We start from the raw sequence: 17100 nt of genomic DNA on the forward strand, positions 1-17100 counted from the left end.
GGTTGTTGTTGCAGCGCAACCCGCGCGACCCCGACGCCGGAATGACAACCCGCTCCGACGAGCGTTCGCAGCGGTCAAGAGCGCCTGAAAAATGATCAGGAAAGATAGTGCGAATGCGCAATGCACGTGCGCGTTGAGAAGATTTTTCCTGCAAGGCCTGTGTCGCCTATGCTATCTAGAAACCGCTGCTTCGGAGTGATCCCCGCCCCATGAAATCTCAGCGGCCCATAACCTCGGACGACGAGCACCGGGTGCTCCAGTTCAGGCCGCGCAAGACAGCCTCCCCCCTGATCCACCGGGGCGGCGGCGTCGTACAGCCGCTGCACGCAACGGCTCCCGAACCGCTCGACCTGTCCCGTTACGAACAGCCCCGCGATCAGCCGGACGACTTCCGCCATCGCATGCTCGCCAATATCGCCGCGCTCGCCTTCACCATCGCGCTGACCGCGATCGGGATTTGGCTCGCCGTCAGCATCGCCGATTTGCGCCGGACCCAGGATTGCGTGCTGATGGGCCGGCGGGACTGCGTCAAGGTCACGACCCCGCACATCTAGGCAGGCCTTGTCGACGGGCCTTGTCGACGGACCTTGGCGCCGGAAGCCTTCCCACCGGCAGGTCATCGCCGGTGCGGCCTCCCGGATCGGCATCCCCAGGCCTGTCCCCACCCTGTCCGGCTCCATTGAACTCGGGGCGGCGCTCCGATATACGGGCTTTCGACCCGGCCAGAGGGGGTGAGGGCGTCACTCGGGGCGCGATGCCCGCCTGCCGTTCCACTCTGGACCACCTGACAAATACCAACAATATATCAAAGGCTTAGTGATGTCCTCCACATTCGATCAGGTCGCTACGATCATCGCTGAAACCTGCGACATCCCGCGCGACACGATCACGCCGGATAGCCATGCCATCGATGACCTCGGCATCGATAGCCTCGATTTCCTGGACATCGCGTTCGCAATCGACAAGCAGTTCGGTATCAAGCTGCCGCTGGAAAAATGGACCCAGGAAGTCAACGACGGCAAGGCGACCACCGAGCAGTATTTCGTGCTGAAGAACCTGTGCGCGCGCATCGACGAGCTGGTTGCCGCCAAGGGCGCGAGCGCCTGATCGGGCGATCATGCAACTCGAATACTTCCACATGATCGATCGCATCGTCGACCTCAACGTCGACGAGAAGAAGATCGTCGTCGAGGCCCAGGTCCCCAAGGAGAGCACCATCTTCGAGGGGCACTTCCCGGGCTATCCGCTGATGCCCGGCGTGCTCCTGATCGAATCGATGGCGCAGGCCTCGGGCTTCCTCCTGCTTGGCGTCTTGAAATTCGAGCGCATGCCGATTCTCGCCGCCGTCAAGGAAGCCAAGGTGCGCGGCTCGGTTTTGCCGGGCGAGCTCATGAGCATCGAGGCGAGCCTCGTCCATGAAGGCTCGGGCTACGCCATGACCGAAGCCAAGATCAGGGTCGGCGGCAAGCTGCGCGCGAATTCGACGCTCACCTTCACGCTGATCCCCTTCCCCAATGCAGATATCCGCGGATACATGGACGCGGTCGCAAAACGCGTCGGCTTTCCGCAACAGGCCGAATCGCCATGACCGACACTGCTTCGAAGCCCGGCCAGACGGAAGTCTGGATCACCGGCATTGGCCTTGCCACCTCGCTCGGCGAAGGTCTGGACGCCAACTGGGCCGCGCTCCAGGAGAAGCGCATCAATGTCGACGAGAAGGGCTTTGCGCCCTACATCGTCCACCCGCTGCTGCCTGTTACCTTCGACAGCCAGATCCCCAAGAAGGGCGACCAGCGCCAGATGGAAGCCTGGCAGCGCATCGGCGTCTATGCCGCGGGCCTGGCGCTCGACTCGGCCGGCATCAAGGGCAACAAGGATATCCTGTCGAAGATCGACATGGTCGTGGCCGCCGGCGGCGGCGAGCGCGATCTCAACGTCGACACCGGCGTGCTGACCGCCGAAGCCAAGGGCGCCAATGCGCCCGGCTTCCTCAACGAGCGGCTGATGAGCGATCTCCGGCCGACGCTGTTTCTGGCCCAGCTCTCCAATCTGCTCGCCGGCAACATTGCCATCGTCAACGGTCTCGGCGGCACCTCGCGCACCTTCATGGGCGAAGAGGTTGCGGGCGCCGATGCTGCCCGCATCGCGCTGTCGCGCATCGCCTCTGGCGAGAGCGACATTGCGCTGGTCGGCGGCTCGCATAATGGCGAGCGCAAGGACCTCATGGTCCTCTACGAATTCGGTGACTTCAATCTGAAGGACAAGTTCGCTCCCGTGTGGCAGCGCAAGGACCACGCCGGCTTCGCGCTCGGCTCGGCCGGCGCCTTCCTGGTGCTGGAATCGAAGGCGCACGCCGAAGCGCGTGGCGCAAAACCGTTCGCAAAGCTGTCGAGCGTCGTGACGGATCTGGCCCGCCGCAAGCAGGCCGGTGACATGGAAGCGACGCTGGAGAAGCTTTGGGCCAAGCTGCCGAAGCGCGATGGCAAGGGCGCGATCATCTCGGGCGCAACCGGCGCGGAGCCGGCGACGTCGGAGGAGCGCGGCTTCCTGAAGAAGCACGCCGACTTCCCGGTGCGTTCGACCGGCACGATGTTCGGGCACACCATGGAAACGCAATTCCCGCTCGGCATTGCGCTCGCGGCGCTCGCGATCTCGCGCGGCGCGCTGTTCCCGCCGAACGATTCGACCGGGACCGAGATTGAAATGCAGGGGGCGCCCACCCAGATCGTAGTGGTGGGAGCCGGACACTGGCGCGGCGAAGGCATGGCGCTGGTCGAGGCAGTTTAGCTCATTCGTTTGGGGGACACATGACTGCACCACGCGACAAACTCGGGCGTCCCGTTGTCGTCGTCACCGGCATGGGCATCACGACCTCGCTCGGCGCCGGCAAGGCCGACAATTGGTCGAAGCTCGTTGCGGGCGAATCCGGCATCCGCACCATCACGCGCTTTCCGATCGACGGCCTGAAGACCACGATGGCCGGGACGGTGGATTTCGTCAGCGTCGATCCGTTCTCCTCCACCGGCCTCTCCGAGCGGATGGCGGAGCTCGTCACCCAGGAAGCCCTCGAGCAGGCCGGCATCGGCGCCAGGGGCGATTTTCCGGGCCCCCTCTTCCTCGCGGTTGCGCCGGTCGAGGTCGAGTGGCCGCAGCGTCGCGAGCTTGGCCGCGCCGTCGGCGCCCCCGACTTCACTTATGACGATCTGCTGCGCATTTCCGGCGGCGGCAAGTACAGCGCCTATCACCATCGCTTCATGTTCGGCTCGGTGGCCGCGCATCTTGCCGAGGCCTTCGGCACCAAGGGCTCGCCGATCTCGCTGTCGACGGCCTGCGCATCCGGAGCCACCTCGATCCAGCTCGGCGTGGAGGCGATCCGCCGCGGCGAGACCGATGCCGCTCTGTGCGTCGCAACCGACGGCACCGTGAATCCGGAGGCGCTGGTGCGCTTCTCGCTGCTCTCGGCGCTGTCGACCCAGAATGATCCGCCGCAGGCGGCCTCCCGCCCGTTCTCGAAGAACCGCGACGGCTTCGTCATGGCCGAAGGCGCCGGCGCGCTGGTGCTGGAGAGCTATGAGGCGGCGACCGCGCGTGGCGCAAAAATCCTCGGCGTCATCGCCGGCTGCGGCGAGCTCACCGATTCCTTCCATCGCACCCGCTCGTCTCCCGACGGCAAGCCGATCATCGGCTGCATGAACAAGACGCTGGCCGATGCCGGCATGACGCCGGACCAGATCGACCACATCAACGCGCACGGCACCGCGACGCCCGAGAACGACAAGATGGAGTACAACACGACATCGGCCGTGTTCGGCGATCTCCTGCAGAAGATTCCGGTCACCTCCAACAAGTCGATGGTCGGCCATACCATCTCGGCCGCGGGCGCGGTCGAGGCGATCTTCTCGCTGCTCACGCTGGAGCATCAGCGCATTCCGCCGACCATCAACTACGACAATCCGGATCCCACGATCCTGTTCGACGTGGTCGGCAACAAGGCGCGCGATGCCCGCGTCACCGCTGTCATGTCGAACTCGTTCGGCTTCGGCGGCCAGAACGCATCGCTGATCCTGACCCGCGAACCGGCCTGACCGGACGCATGGCGCTAAGCATTAAGGCCCGCGCGCGGGTGGCCGCGAAGCAGGCTGCCAAATCGCTCGGCGGAACGCTGATCGGGGCTGCCACCGTCGGCATGCTGCGCACCACGCGCTATTTCGATCCGGTCAAGACCTCGGACTTTTTCGCGCGCGTCACCAAGACCATCGGCCCGCGTCTGCGCGAGCACCGCATCGGCCGCGCCAACCTCGCCGCCGCCTTTCCCGAGAAGTCGCCGGAAGAGATCGAGCAGATCCTGATGGGCGTGTGGGACAATCTCGGCCGCGTCGGCGCCGAATTCGCCCATATGGACCACGTCTGGGACTACGACCGCGAGCATCCCGAGAACAGCCGGGTCGAGCTGCCCAAGCGCAGCATCGAGCTGTTCGACCAGATCAGGGACGACGGCAAGCCGGCGCTGATCTTCACCTCCCATCTCGCCAATTGGGAATTGCCGGCGATCGCCGCCGTCGCGCATGGACTGGACGCCGCGATCCTCTACCGTCGCCCGAACATCGCATCCGCCGACCGCATCATCCAGGAGATGCGCCAGGTCAACATGGGCACGCTGATCCCCGCGGGCCGCGACGCCCCGTTGCGGCTCGCGCAGGCGCTGCAGGACGGCAAGCATGTCGCCATGCTGATCGACCAATATCTCACCGGCGGCGTCGAGGTCACCTTCTTCGGCCGCAAGACCCGCGCCAATCCGATGCTGGCGCGCCTGTTGCGCCAGGTCGAATGCCCGATCCACGGCGTGCGCGTCATCCGCAAGCCCGGCGGCCGCTTCGCCGCGGAGCTGACCGAAGAAGTCCCGCCGGTGCGCGATGCCGACGGCAAGATCGACATCCAAGGCACGACGCAGGCGATCACGAGCGTGGTGGAAGGCTGGGTGCGCGAGCATCCCGAGCAGTGGTTGTGGCTGCACCGCAGGTGGCGGTGAGGCTTACTGCTCCGGCAATCCTGCATCGACCTCGGCCTGAACGATGCGCTCCCAGGCTGCGATACATACCGGACTCACGTTCTTCATCGGCGGCCCGACGCTGAGCCTGGTCGTGCCGGGCCGCAACCTCAGTCCCTCCGCAATCGCCGCCCTTGCCTCCTCGAACCGGCCCGATCTCTGGTAGGCGGCGGCGAGCAGCAAATGCGAGCGGCCGGTCGCCGGCGTAACGGCGATCGAACGTTGCAGCCACGGCAGCGCCTCCTCATCGCGCCCCATGAAGAGATTCGCCATGCCGGCGCCGAGCAGCCAGGTCCAGCGCGAGGCCGGCGGCGTGTCGTAACGGTCGGCTTGCTGGAATGTCGCGAGCGCATCGTCGAAGCGGCCGAGAAAGATTTGGCCTAAGCCGATCAGATAGAGCGCAGAGCCGTTCCACGGATCGAAGCTCAAGGCCCTGGCGCAGGTGACGAGACTTTCCACGAAATGGTTGGTCGCGCTGAGAAACCGGCAATAGGCCTCCAACACCGGAATGGAATTCGGCTTCGACCGCAACGCCTGCTCGAGCGTCGCATTGGCCTTCGCTTCGACCGTAACAGCCTCCTCCGGGCTGAACCAGACCATCTGGATGCCGCGCATCTGGAGCGATGACAGCGCGACGGCGATGTCGAGATTGTCGGGGTCGTCGGTGAGCGCCTTTTGCAGCATGGCCTGCGCCGCGCCGAAGCGCTCGCGCGTGGTCTGGTTGATCGAGGCGAGCGCCTGCTCGACGGCCACCTTGTCGCCGCCGGTCGACGATGTGCGGCGCGCGGATGACGATGCACTCGGCCCCAGGATTTCATTCAGGCGGCGCGCAAGCACATGGCCGACGCCTGCGGCGAGCCGGGATTGCGCAAGCTGCGCGTCCATCGCGTCAGCGTTGACTGACGCCGCGACGACCGATTGAACCTCGCCGCTGCCCGCCTTGATGATGCGCGCCCGCAGCGTCCAGGATTGATCGCTGAGCTGCAACTCGCCGCGCAGTTCATAATCGGATGACGTGGCCGGCGCGGCGGTGCTGTCGCCGCCGGCGACTGCCGCCAATCGCGGCGCCACCACGCTGATGTTCTGGATCTTGGCAAAACCGTCCGTCAGGCGGCCGGTGACCTCCGCTGCCATCGCCGTGCCGCGGGAATCGTTGCTGGCATCAACGATCGGCATCACGGCGAGCCGCGGCGGCGTTCGCCTGAACAGCAGGTCCGGCTTCAGCACCGGCGCGGCAACCGCTAGCCCCACGACGATCACACAGAGCCCGGCCACTGCGGCGACCATGGCCCGCCGGCGCAAACCGACGCTGGCATGCTGTGGCATCGCGGCGACTTCGCCGGTCGGAGCCGAACGGGGCACCTCGACTTGTGCCGCGACCTCCGGCGCAGCCACAACCTCCGCCGCCAGCAGATAGCCGCCGGCGGAGGCGAGCTTGATCAGCTGCCGCCGCTCGTCGCCGAGCGCGGTGCGAAGCTCGCGGATGCATTGGAACAGGCTGTCCTCGCCGACATGGACGTTGGGCCAGACCGCCTCCATCAGCTCCTGCTTGCTCAGCACCCGGCCACCGCTGGTCGCGAACAACCGCAGCATCTCGAGCGTCTTGGGCCGGAGCTTGATCGGCGTGCCATCGGCCCCGCTCAGCTCGGCGCGCTGCTGGTCCAGCTCGAAGCCGGCGAAACGAAGCAAGCTATCCCCCAAAGCGTCTCTCAAGGCGGCTCATATAGCGGAAGTCTGCCGAAAATGCCCGAAAATCGGGTCTGAAACGAAAATATCAGAAACTTTCAGAAACTAGCCAACCCCTTATCAGGACACCCCTCCGCCCCGATGCGATGAATCCAGTTGAGGACTCGAGACCGCGTGCTGGGAGAAGTGGTGAGGACGGGGAAAGATTGTTTCAGGGCGACCCGCCGGCTGCGGGCCGGACTCCTGACATCGTCGGCGCTGGCCTTGGCCTGGGCGCTGCCGGCGACGCCGTCACGCGCGCAGGACGCCACCTGGCGCACCTCTCCCGTTAGCGTTTCGTATGACGATGGGAGCAACTGGGACACCGGGAGCGTCCCTTCCGGCACCGCCTACTTTGGCACGTCAAACACGCCATCCCTGTCTATCGGCAGCAACACCTCGGTCGGCGGCTGGACCTTCAATGCAGGCGCCTCGAACTACCTCATCCAGAGCGCCAGTCCCGGGCTCACTTTCACGGGCGCAGGCATCGTCATCAATGGCGGCAGCCTCAACTTCACCACCAGCGTCAGCTCGGTAACCACCTTCCAGAATTCCAGCTCTGCCGGCACCGCCACGATCGGTAATGTGGGCTTGATGGTTTTCGCGAACAACAGCACCGCCGCTGGCGCTTCGGTGTCCAACGGAGGTATCCTGACCTTCCAGGACAACAGCACCGCCGCCAACGCTGTCATCACCAATAACTATATAATGGGCTTCGTCGGCTCGAGCACGGCCGGCAACGCCGTCATCGCCAACAACACCTTGCTGAATTTCAACAACACCAGCACGGCCGGTAACGCGACCATCACCAACAACAGCGGTGGACGCACCACTTTCAACGATAACAGCACCGCCGGCAACGCCACGATCATCATCAACAGTGGCGGACTCCTCTCCTTCTACGGCAACAGCACGACCGGCAACGCGACCATCATCAACAATGCCGGGGGCAACATCTATTTTTCAGGAACGGGCCCCGCTGGTGACGGCAAGCTCTCGGTCCAGTCGCTCACAGGTGCCGGCACCTCCTATCTCGATTTCATCGAGCTGACGCTGGGCTCCAACAACCAATCGAGCGAGGTGAGCGGCGTGATCACCGGCACCGGCTCGCTGGTCAAGGCCGGTTCGGGCACGCTGACGCTGTCGGGCGGGAACAGCTATGTCGGCGGCACCACGGTCACTGGCGGAACTCTCCAGCTCGGTACACTCGCCAATACCGGCTCCATCATCGGCACGGTTGACGTCCGCGCCGGAACCACACTCAACCTCATCAACAGCGACGGCAACGGCATGGCCGTCACCGCAGATGCCGGCAGCACGGTGGATTTCTCGAACTCTGCGGGTCCCGCCGGCGATCACAGGCAGACGGTCGGCTCGATCGCAGGCGCCGGCAGCTACCTCATCGGCGCCAACGAGCTCACTGTCGGCTCCAAAGGTCTACCGACCGAGGTGAGCGGCGTGATCTCCGGCATCGGCGGCTCGCTGGTCAAGATCGGCGCGGGTACGATGACGCTGACGGCAGCGAACACGTATACGGGCGGTACCACGGTCAACGGCGGCACGCTCCAGCTTGGCTCCCTCGCCAGAGCCGGATCGGTCGTCGGCGCGATCAGCGTCGGCGCCGGAGGCGCGCTCAGCATCGTGAACACCGGTGCGATTTCCGCCATATCGAACGCCGGACTCACGTCCTACAGCAACGGAATGTCGGCCGGTCGCACCGCGATCACCAACAGCGGCACACTTGAGTTCGCCGATACGACAACGGCCGGCAGCGCCCAGATCACCTCCACCGGCACCGTGAACTTCCGGAACACCAGTTCGGCCGGCAACGCGACACTGAACATCAATAGCGGTACCGCCAATTTCTACGACACGAGCACCGCTGGCAGCGCGACCATCACCGTCAATGGTTCATCTCAGTTGCAGTTCAACGGCAATAGTAGCGCCAGCAACGCAACGATCACGAACAATGCCACGACCATCTTTACGATTGGAAGCAGTGCCGGCAGTGCCACCATCAACAACAGCGGTAGTTTGACTTTCGAATACTATAGCACAGCCGGCAATGCCGCCATCACCAACACCAGCGCGACAGCATTGACTCAGTTCTCCTCAATTGGACCTGCCCATGACGGTGTGATCAGCGTCGGTTCGATCGCCGGCGAAGGCACTTTTCTTGTGTACGGCTCGTGGCTCAAGGTCGGTGGCAACAATGCGTCGACCGTCGTGAGCGGGACCATCTCGGTACACGGCGACCTAGAGAAGGTCGGCACGGGCACCCTGACGCTGACCGGGACAGCCACATTTTCCAACGCCAGTGGCTCCACCTCCACCACATTCGTCAGCGGCGGCACGCTTCAGCTCGGCAACGCCAGCACGGCCGCCACATTCGGTGGCGAATCCATCAGCGTTGGCTCCGGCGGAACACTCGATGTCGTCAACACCGGTCCCCTCAATAATCTTTACCAACTGACAAACGCCGGATCCACGATCTTCCGCAACAGCACCGGCATCGACAGCAATTACAGCACCTTCATCAGCAATACCGGCACCTTCTCTTTCCTCGATACCAGCACGGCCGGTACCGCCTATATCGACAACAATGGCACGCTAGCCTTCAGCGACCACAGCTCGGCCGGCGTCGCAACGATCAACAACTACGCTAGCCACACCCTGAGCTTCAACGGTTCAAGCACAGCCAGCAGCGCCACCATCACCAACGATGGCACCCTGTTCTTCAACAATTCGAGCGCGGCCGGAAGCGCAATCATCACCAACAACCACACCGCATACTTCAACGACTCGAGCACGGCGGGAAGCGCAAGCATCACCAACAACATTGGCGGCACCGTAGTCTTCGACGACATGACGACGGCAGGAAGCGCTGGCATCACCAACAGCGGCACGATTTATTTCTACAGCCACAGCACGGCCAGCAGCTCGACCATCACCAACAACGGCAATATCGAGTTCTGGGCCAACAGCACGGCCGGAACGGCCACGATCGTGAACAACGGCCCCCATCTGTGGTTCACCCAGAACTCCAGTGCCGGCAACGCGACGATCACCAACGCCGGCACCGGCACGTTCGAATTCCACGACACCAGTACCGCGGTCAGTGCGACCATCAACAACAACGGCCAGATGCAGTTCATCGACGGCTCGACGGCCGGCAACGCCAGCATCACCAACAATCATCAACTGACGTTCGACGACAACGCCACGGCCGGCAGCGCCACTATCACCAACAACCAACAGGTCCGGTTCACCTCCTCCGCCACGGCCGGCACCGCCACCATTACCAACAACAACCAGCTGACCTTCGACGCCTATGCCAGGGCCGGCAACGCCATCATCGTCAACAACGGCAACGTTCTGTTCGACGGCGACTCGACGCCCGACAACGCGCAGCTCACCAATGTCGCGCCCAGCGCCGTCATCAATTTTTACACCCCCGGCCTGAACAGCGACGGCAAGATCAGCGCCGGCTCAATCGCCGGCAATGGCCGCTTCGACCTCAACGGCGCAGAACTGACGGTCGGCGGCAACAATCTGTCGACCGTTGTCACCGGCGTGCTCACCGGCGACGGGAGCATTACCGGAACATCGCTGGTCAAGGTCGGCACCGGCAGGCTGACGCTGTCGGGCGTGAACACCTACACCGGCGCCACCACGGTCGACGGCGGCACGCTTGCGGTCAATGGCTCGATCGCATCGTCGAGCGGCGTCACCGTGAACAGCGGCGGCATTCTCGGCGGCACCGGCATCGTCGGCAACACCACGATTGCGAGCGGCGGCACGCTCGCGCCCGGCAATTCGATCGGCACGCTCACCGTCAGCGGCAACCTCACCTTCAGTGCCGACAGCTCCTACACGGTCGAGGTCTCCACGACCGCGGCCGACCGCACCAATGTCACGGGGACCGCGACGCTCACTGGCGCCACCGTACAGGCGGTGGCGATCCCCGGCAGCTTCCGCGGCCAGACCTACACCATTCTCACGGCGACCGGCGGCCTCGGTAGAACGCAATTCGCAGGGCTGAGCGTCAGCGGCACGTTCAGCCCTGCCCGCAATCCGCACCTCACCTACGACCTCGACAAGGTCTATCTCGTGCTCGATCCCGGCAAGATCGTGCTGCCGGCGGGCACGAGCGGCAATCAAACCAGCGTCGCCAGCGGCATCAACAAGGCGGTCGAAGGCGGCGCGACGCCGCCGGCCGGGTTCGATACGCTGCTCAACATGAGCGGTGCGCAACTCAAGCGCGCGCTCAGCGAGGTCTCGGGCCGGCCCGGTGCTGCCAGCACGCAGGCGGCGTTCGGCGCCATGCAGCAGTTCATGGGCTTGCTCGATCCGGTCAATGGCGGCATGGACGGCGGACGCAGCACGGGCCACGCCGGCGGCGGAGCGCTGGGTTATGCCCCGGACGACGCCCAAAACCACGACGCCCAAGGTCACGACGCCGGAGTCCGCGAAGCCTATGCCGCGGTGACACCACGTGCGGCGAGCGGCGATGTCATCGACAGCCGCTGGGGCGTGTGGGCCTCCGGCTATGGCGGCGCCAGCAATTTGAACGGCAACGCCGCGACCGGTTCGAGCACCACCACCAGTCGCATCTACGGCACGGCGGTCGGAGCCGATTATCGCCTCTCGCCGGACACGCTGGTCGGCTTCGCGCTGGGCGGTGCCGGCTTCAACTTCTCGGTGGCAGATAGCCTCGGCAGCGGCCGCGCCGATGTCTTCCAGGCCGGCCTCTATGCCCGCCACAACTTTGGCCCCGCCTACATCTCCGCCGCCCTCGCCTATGGCTGGCAGGACGTCACCACCGACCGCACCGTGACGGTGTCAGGCACCGACAGGCTGACTGCGAACTTCAAGGCGAGCACCTTTGCCGGCCGCCTCGAAACAGGCTGGCGCTTCGCACCGGTTCCCGCCTCGAGCTTCGGCGTGACGCCTTACGCGGCGGTGCAGGCCACAACGTTCCACCTGCCCGGTTAGGGCGAGACCGCACTCGCCGGCAGCAACCAGTTCGCCCTGTCCTACAGCGCGCAGGACACCACCAATGTCCGCACCGAGCTCGGCGCGCACACCGACCAGCGCTTCCTGGTCGACGACGGCGTGGTCACTTTGCGCGGCCGGCTGGCCTGGGCCCACGACTCCAACACCAACCGCCTCGTCAACGCCGCCTTCCAGACACTCCCCGGCGCCGCCTTCACGGTCAACGGCGCGCGCCCTGCCGCAGACTCCGCACTCGTCGGTGGTCGCGCGGAAATGAAATGGCGAAACGGTCTCTCGCTTGCGGGCACCATCGAGGGCGAGTTCTCCCGGAGCACGCAGACTTATACGGGTAAGGGTACGGTTCGGTATGAGTGGTAGATGGCGCCCTGCTTTCGCGATGCTTCGCAATGAGAGCGGTGTCTGGACCTGATGGCGACGATGCCATTCTGCCGGTGTTTTGCCCGACGTGTCAAATGGCCGGGGCAAAGCAGCGGTTCTACTGTGCATGGGGTTGTTTTGCGGAAATCAGTTTCCGGGTTGCCCCGGAAACGACTACCGCCCCGTCTTCACCTTGGTCCAGAGCCGATTGATGATGCGCTGGGTCGCCGGATCGCGGGCGGTGATGACGAACAGCTTTGCGAGCGTCGCGTCGTCCGGATAGATATTTTTGTCGTTCAAAATTTTCGGATCGACCAGCTTCTGGCTGGCGAGGTTGCCGTTGGCGTAGGACAGGAAGTCCGAGTTCTTGGCGGCAACGTCGGGGCGGTAGAGATAGTTGATCAGCTCGTAGGCTTCCTTGACGTTCCTGGCATCCGCGGGGATCGCGAGATTGTCGAAAAACATCTGCGCGCCCTCCTTCGGGATCGCATAGCCGATCTCGATGCCGCTGCTATTGTCTTTCCTGGCTTCGGCGGCGCGGGCGCGCGCCTGCATGATGTCGCCGGACCAGCCGACAACGAAACAGATTTCGCCGGTGGCGAGTGCGCTCAGATATTCGGATGAGTGAAATTTTCGAACCGACGGGCGAACCTTGGCGACGACATCGGCGGCTTTCTCCAGATCAGCCTGCTTGGTCGAGTTCGGATCAAGCCCGAGATAGCTCAGCGCCGCCGGAAAGATGTCGTCGGCGGAGTCGAGCATGTGCACGCCGCAGTCTCTGAACTTCGCGAGGTTCTCCGGCTTGAAGACGATGTCCCAGCTGTCGATCCTGGCGTCGGGCCCGAGAATCTGCTTCACCTTGGCGACGTTGTAGCCGATGCCGGTCGTGCCCCACATGTAGTTCACGGCAAACTCGTTGCCGGGATCGTAGGTCGCGAGATTCCTGGTCACCATCGGCCAGGCGTTGGCGAGGTTCGGCAGCTTCGACTTGTCGAGCTTCTGGAAGATGTTCGCCTTGATCTGGCGCTGCAGGAAATAGGCGGTGGGCACCACGACGTCGTAGCCGGACTTGCCGGCCATCAGGCGCGTCTCCAGCGTCTCGTTGGCATCGAACGTGTCGTAGACCACCTTGATGCCGGTCTCCCTGGTGAAGGCCTCCAGGACGTCGGGCGCCATGTAGTTCGACCAGTTGTAGAAGTTGACGACCCGCTCTTCGGCTCCCGCCGGAGGCGAGAGCAATGTCAGCGCTGCGGCGATTGCAAAGCCAAGGCAAAGCCCGACACGGCCGACGTTCGTCATCTTAGGTCTACCTCTTGCGTCCGCGTACCGCGTCCGACAGCCGATCCAGCGCGGTGTCGAGCGTCTGGTCCTTCTTGGCAAAGCAGAAGCGGACCACCGATGTCACCGGGTCCTGCTCGTAGAACGCCGAGACCGGAATCGCGGCGACCTTGTAATCCCTGACGATGCGCCAGCAGAACTCGGCATCGCTCTCGTTGAGCCCGAGCGGCGACAGGTCGACGGTGAGGAAGTAGGTGCCCTGCGACTTCAGCACGGGGAAGCCGAGGCTCTCCAGCCCCTTGGTCAGGCGGTCCCTGCTCCGGGCCAGATCCTGGCGCATCGACAGGAAATACTCGTCGGGCTTGCCGAGGCCATAGGCGACGGCGGCCTGGAGGTTCGGCGCCGTCGTGAAGGTCAGGAACTGGTGCACCTTGGCGGCGACGCGCAAGAGCGGCGGCGCGGCGCAGACGAAGCCGATCTTCCAGCCCGTCAGCGAGAAGATCTTGCCGGCCGAGCCGACCTTGATGGTGCGGTCGCGCATGCCGGGGATGGTGATCAGCGGGATGTGCTTGTGCGCGTCGAAGGTGACGTGCTCCCAGACCTCGTCGCAGATCGCGATGACGTCGAACTCCTGGCAGTAGCGCGCCAAGAGCTCGAGGTCCTCGCGCGGATAGACCACCGCGGAGGGATTCAGGGGATTGTTGAACAGCACCGCCTTGGTCTTTGAATTGAAGACGCTTTTCAGCATGTCCTCATTCAGCCGCCAATGCGGAGGCTCAAGGCGCACGAGCCGCGGAATGCCGCCGGCCTGGCGGATGATCGGCAGATAGGAATCATAGACCGGCTGGAAGCAGACCACCTCGTCGCCGGGCTGCACCACCGACAGGATCGCCGAGGTCAGCGCCTCGGTGCCGCCGGAGGTCACCATCACCTCGCTCATCGGATCGAGCTTGAGGTTGTGCCAATGGCCGTAATGGGTCGCGATCGCCTGGCGCAGCTCCGGGATGCCCATCATCGACGGATACTGGTTGTAGCCGTTGAGCGAGGCGTCGGCGGCGGCGCGGCGGATGTCCTCGGGGCCGGGATCGTCAGGAAAGCCCTGGCCGAGATTGATGGCGTTGTTGTCGCGCGCGGCCTGCGACATCGCCTCGAAGATGGTGACGGGAAGATCGGCGAAGACCTTGTTCAGCGAAGAGCTCTTGGTCATCGCGTCGTTAGCCACCGACCTTGCTGGGAAGGCCCGCCGCCTTCCAGCCGAGCATGCCGCCGGCCAGATGCTTGTCGTAAGCCAGGCCCGCCGCCTGCGCCGCCAGCGAGGCCGTGACCGAGCGCTTGCCCGAGCGGCAGGCAAACACGACCTCTTTGCCCTGCGGATCCGGGATCGTCTTGGGATCGAAGGTCGAGAGCGGCACGACCACGCCATAAGGGTAGGCCTCGGCCTCGACCTCGTTCGGCTCACGGACGTCGACGAGAAGATAGCGCCCTTCCGCGACACCCTTGGAGACTTCGTCCGGGGTCAGATCCTGTACTTGATTTGCCACATCATCCTCCAACGTCGCAGGGCGCCGCCGGGGCGATCCCGGCCGGCGGGCAACCTCGCCTCTCGGACGCCGAAAATCAAGCGCTACAAAGGCTTGAGCTGCCTTGCGCAAGTTAAAGCTAAATTGCAGCGACTTGAAGTGCGCTTTGAATCCCGGTCCATCATCGTCAGCCTAGATCGTGACCTGCGTACCGACCTCGACCACGCGGCCGCTCGGGATCTGGAAATAGTCGGTGGCATCGTTGGCGGAGCGGCTGAGCGAGATGAACAGCCGGTCCTGCCAACGCGGCATGCCGGAATGAGCGGCGGGCTTGAGCGCCCTGCGCGACAGGAAGAACGAGGTCGACATGATGTCGAACTGCCAGCCGAGCTTGCGGGCGATCGCCAGCGCCTTCGGCACGTTGGGCGATTCCATGAAGCCGAACTTCAGCGTCACCTTGGAGAAGGTCGGGCTGATCTGCTCCAGCTTGACGCGCTCGGCCGGATCGATGCGCGGTGTCTGCGCGGTCTCGATGGTGAGAATGACATTCTTCTCGTGAAGCACTTTGTAGTGTTTCAGACTATGCATCAGCGCGGTCGGTGCGCTCAGGGGGTCGCTGGTCAGGAATACGGCGGTACCGGGCACCCGCTGCGGCGGCCGCTTCTCCAGCATCGCCACGAGGTCGGCGAGCGGGAATTCGAGCTTTCGCGACTTCTCGAACAGCAGCCGGCTGCCGCGGCGCCACGTGTACATCATGAGGATCATGAGTGCGCCGAGCGCCAGCGGCACCCAGCCGCCCTCGAACACCTTGAGCAAATTGGCGGCCAGGAAGGTCAGGTCGAGGAACAGGAACGGCGCGATCAGGGCGGCCGCCGACCACGGCGACCACTTCCAGGCCTTCCAGATCACCACAAATCCCATCATCCCCGTGACGACCATCGTGCCGGTCACGGAGATACCGTAGGCGGAGGCGAGCGCGCTGGAGGAGCGGAACAGCAGCACCATCATGATCACCGCGACCAGCAGCAGCTGGTTGATGCGCGGGATGAAGATCTGGCCGGAATGAGCTTCAGAGGTATGGCGAATTTCGAATCGGGGCAGCAGCCCGAGCTGGATCGCTTGCCGCGTCAGCGAATAGGCGCCGGTGATGACGGCCTGGCTCGCGATGACGGTGGCGGCCGTGGCCAGCACGACCATGCAGCCGCGAATAATGCCTTGCGGGAAGAGCTGGAAGAACGGGCTCTCGATCGCGCCGGGATCGCCGAGGACGAGAGCGCCCTGCCCCAGATAATTCAGCGCCAGCGACGGCAGCACGATGAAGAGCCAGGCGGTCTGGATCGGCCGCTTGCCGAAATGGCCGAGATCGGCATAGAGCGCCTCGGCGCCTGTAACGGCCAGGAACACGGCACCCAGCGTCACGAAGCCGATGATGCCGTGGTGGAACATGAAGGACACCGCATAGAACGGGTTCAGCGCCAACAGCACCTGCGGCTGCTCGATGATCGGATGGATCGCCGCGACCGCGATCACCGCGAACCAGACGCACATCACGGGTCCGAAGAACGCCGCAACGCGGGCGGTGCCGCGCGATTGCACGGCGAACAGGACGACCAAGATCACCACGGTCAGCGGAACGATATAGGGCTCGAACCTCAGCGTGACGTCCTTCATGCCTTCGAGGGCCGACAGCACCGAGACCGCCGGCGTGATCACGGCATCGCCGTAGAACAAGGCGCCGGAGATGATGCCGAGCAGGACGATGGTCGCCCCGCCGGTGCCGACAGCGCGCTGGGCCAGCGCCATCAAGGCCAGCGTGCCGCCCTCGCCGTTGTTGTCGGCACGGAGCAGGATCACGACGTATTTGAGCGTCACCACGACGATCAGCGCCCACAGGATCAGGGACACCACGCCGAGAACAGCCGCCGACGTTGGCGCGCCTTCCGCGCCCGAGGCCGCCATCACCGCCTCGCGGAACGCGTAGAGCGGGCTGGTGCCGATGTCGCCGTAGACCACGCCGATGCTGCCGAGCGTGAGCGCACCGAAACCGGCGGTAGTGTGGGCGTCGCCATGCCCATTGGCCGCCGCCGTTTCCGGGGCGGGAACTGCTACGTCACTTGTCATGGGAGAGCCTGGTGGCCTCTAAAAATGCTTCACTGC

The 17100-nt window shown here is 64.4% G+C and carries 12 protein-coding genes and 1 pseudogene; 8 read left to right on the forward strand and 5 right to left on the reverse strand.

Features of this window, described 5'->3' with window-relative positions:
* The first annotated feature begins 209 nt into the window (after positions 1 to 209).
* The 6 genes from FXB38_RS22245 (at position 210) to FXB38_RS22270 (ending at position 5029) form a co-directional block, all read left to right on the forward strand.
* The gene (locus FXB38_RS22245; RefSeq protein ID WP_148753119.1) at positions 210 to 554 is read left to right on the forward strand and encodes a hypothetical protein; all 345 of its coding nucleotides are present in this window, start codon (positions 210 to 212) and stop codon (positions 552 to 554) included.
* 265 nt (positions 555 to 819) lie between these two features.
* Positions 820 to 1107 carry an acyl carrier protein gene (locus FXB38_RS22250; RefSeq protein ID WP_007592476.1) on the forward strand — a complete coding sequence of 96 codons (288 nt, stop codon included), beginning with the start codon at positions 820 to 822 and terminating at the stop codon, positions 1105 to 1107.
* A gap of 10 nt (positions 1108 to 1117) precedes the next feature.
* Positions 1118 to 1588: a 3-hydroxyacyl-ACP dehydratase FabZ family protein gene (locus tag FXB38_RS22255; protein WP_148753120.1), complete on the forward strand. Its 471-nt coding sequence runs from the start codon at positions 1118 to 1120 to the stop codon at positions 1586 to 1588.
* The gene (locus FXB38_RS22260) at positions 1585 to 2787 is read left to right on the forward strand and encodes a beta-ketoacyl-ACP synthase (protein WP_148753121.1); all 1203 of its coding nucleotides are present in this window, start codon (positions 1585 to 1587) and stop codon (positions 2785 to 2787) included. The genes FXB38_RS22255 and FXB38_RS22260 overlap by 4 nt, the downstream gene beginning before the upstream one ends.
* Positions 2788 to 2807: 20 nt before the next feature.
* On the forward strand, positions 2808 to 4085 hold the full coding sequence (locus FXB38_RS22265; protein ID WP_148753122.1) for a beta-ketoacyl-ACP synthase: 1278 nt from the start codon (positions 2808 to 2810) through the stop codon (positions 4083 to 4085).
* An 8-nt stretch (positions 4086 to 4093) separates the two neighbouring features.
* Positions 4094 to 5029 (forward strand): lipid A biosynthesis lauroyl acyltransferase, encoded by a 936-nt coding sequence (locus tag FXB38_RS22270; protein ID WP_148753123.1) that lies wholly within the window; start codon positions 4094 to 4096, stop codon positions 5027 to 5029.
* Positions 5030 to 5032: 3 nt separating this feature from the next.
* Here FXB38_RS22270 and FXB38_RS22275 read toward each other — a convergent pair whose 3' ends face one another.
* Positions 5033 to 6736, reverse strand: coding sequence for a winged helix-turn-helix domain-containing protein (locus FXB38_RS22275; RefSeq protein ID WP_148753124.1), 1704 nt, complete (start codon positions 6734 to 6736; stop codon positions 5033 to 5035).
* Positions 6737 to 6922: 186 nt separating this feature from the next.
* Here FXB38_RS22275 and FXB38_RS22280 point away from each other — a divergent pair, with 186 nt between their 5' ends.
* Positions 6923 to 11767 carry a beta strand repeat-containing protein gene (locus tag FXB38_RS22280; RefSeq protein WP_148753125.1) on the forward strand — a complete coding sequence of 1615 codons (4845 nt, stop codon included), beginning with the start codon at positions 6923 to 6925 and terminating at the stop codon, positions 11765 to 11767.
* Positions 11768 to 11797: 30 nt separating this feature from the next.
* Positions 11798 to 12145 (forward strand): annotated as a pseudogene (locus FXB38_RS22285) (autotransporter outer membrane beta-barrel domain-containing protein); the annotation flags it as partial.
* 174 nt (positions 12146 to 12319) lie between these two features.
* Here the strand turns inward: FXB38_RS22285 and FXB38_RS22290 are convergent.
* From FXB38_RS22290 to FXB38_RS22305, 4 genes are all read right to left on the reverse strand, one after another.
* Positions 12320 to 13444: a polyamine ABC transporter substrate-binding protein gene (locus FXB38_RS22290; protein ID WP_148753127.1), complete on the reverse strand. Its 1125-nt coding sequence runs from the start codon at positions 13442 to 13444 to the stop codon at positions 12320 to 12322.
* A gap of 7 nt (positions 13445 to 13451) precedes the next feature.
* Positions 13452 to 14630: an aminotransferase gene (locus FXB38_RS22295; protein WP_148753128.1), complete on the reverse strand. Its 1179-nt coding sequence runs from the start codon at positions 14628 to 14630 to the stop codon at positions 13452 to 13454.
* 7 nt (positions 14631 to 14637) lie between these two features.
* Entirely contained in the window at positions 14638 to 14964 is a 327-nt protein-coding gene (locus FXB38_RS22300) for a rhodanese-like domain-containing protein (protein WP_148753129.1), read from the reverse strand.
* Between the two features lie 171 nt (positions 14965 to 15135).
* A complete protein-coding gene (locus FXB38_RS22305) occupies positions 15136 to 17064 on the reverse strand; it encodes a potassium transporter Kup (protein WP_148753130.1) in 1929 nt (642 codons plus the stop codon).
* Positions 17065 to 17100 lie beyond the last annotated feature (36 nt).

The sequence above is a fragment of the Bradyrhizobium cytisi genome (assembly GCF_008123515.1).
In the GTDB taxonomy this organism is placed as follows: domain Bacteria; phylum Pseudomonadota; class Alphaproteobacteria; order Rhizobiales; family Xanthobacteraceae; genus Bradyrhizobium; species Bradyrhizobium cytisi.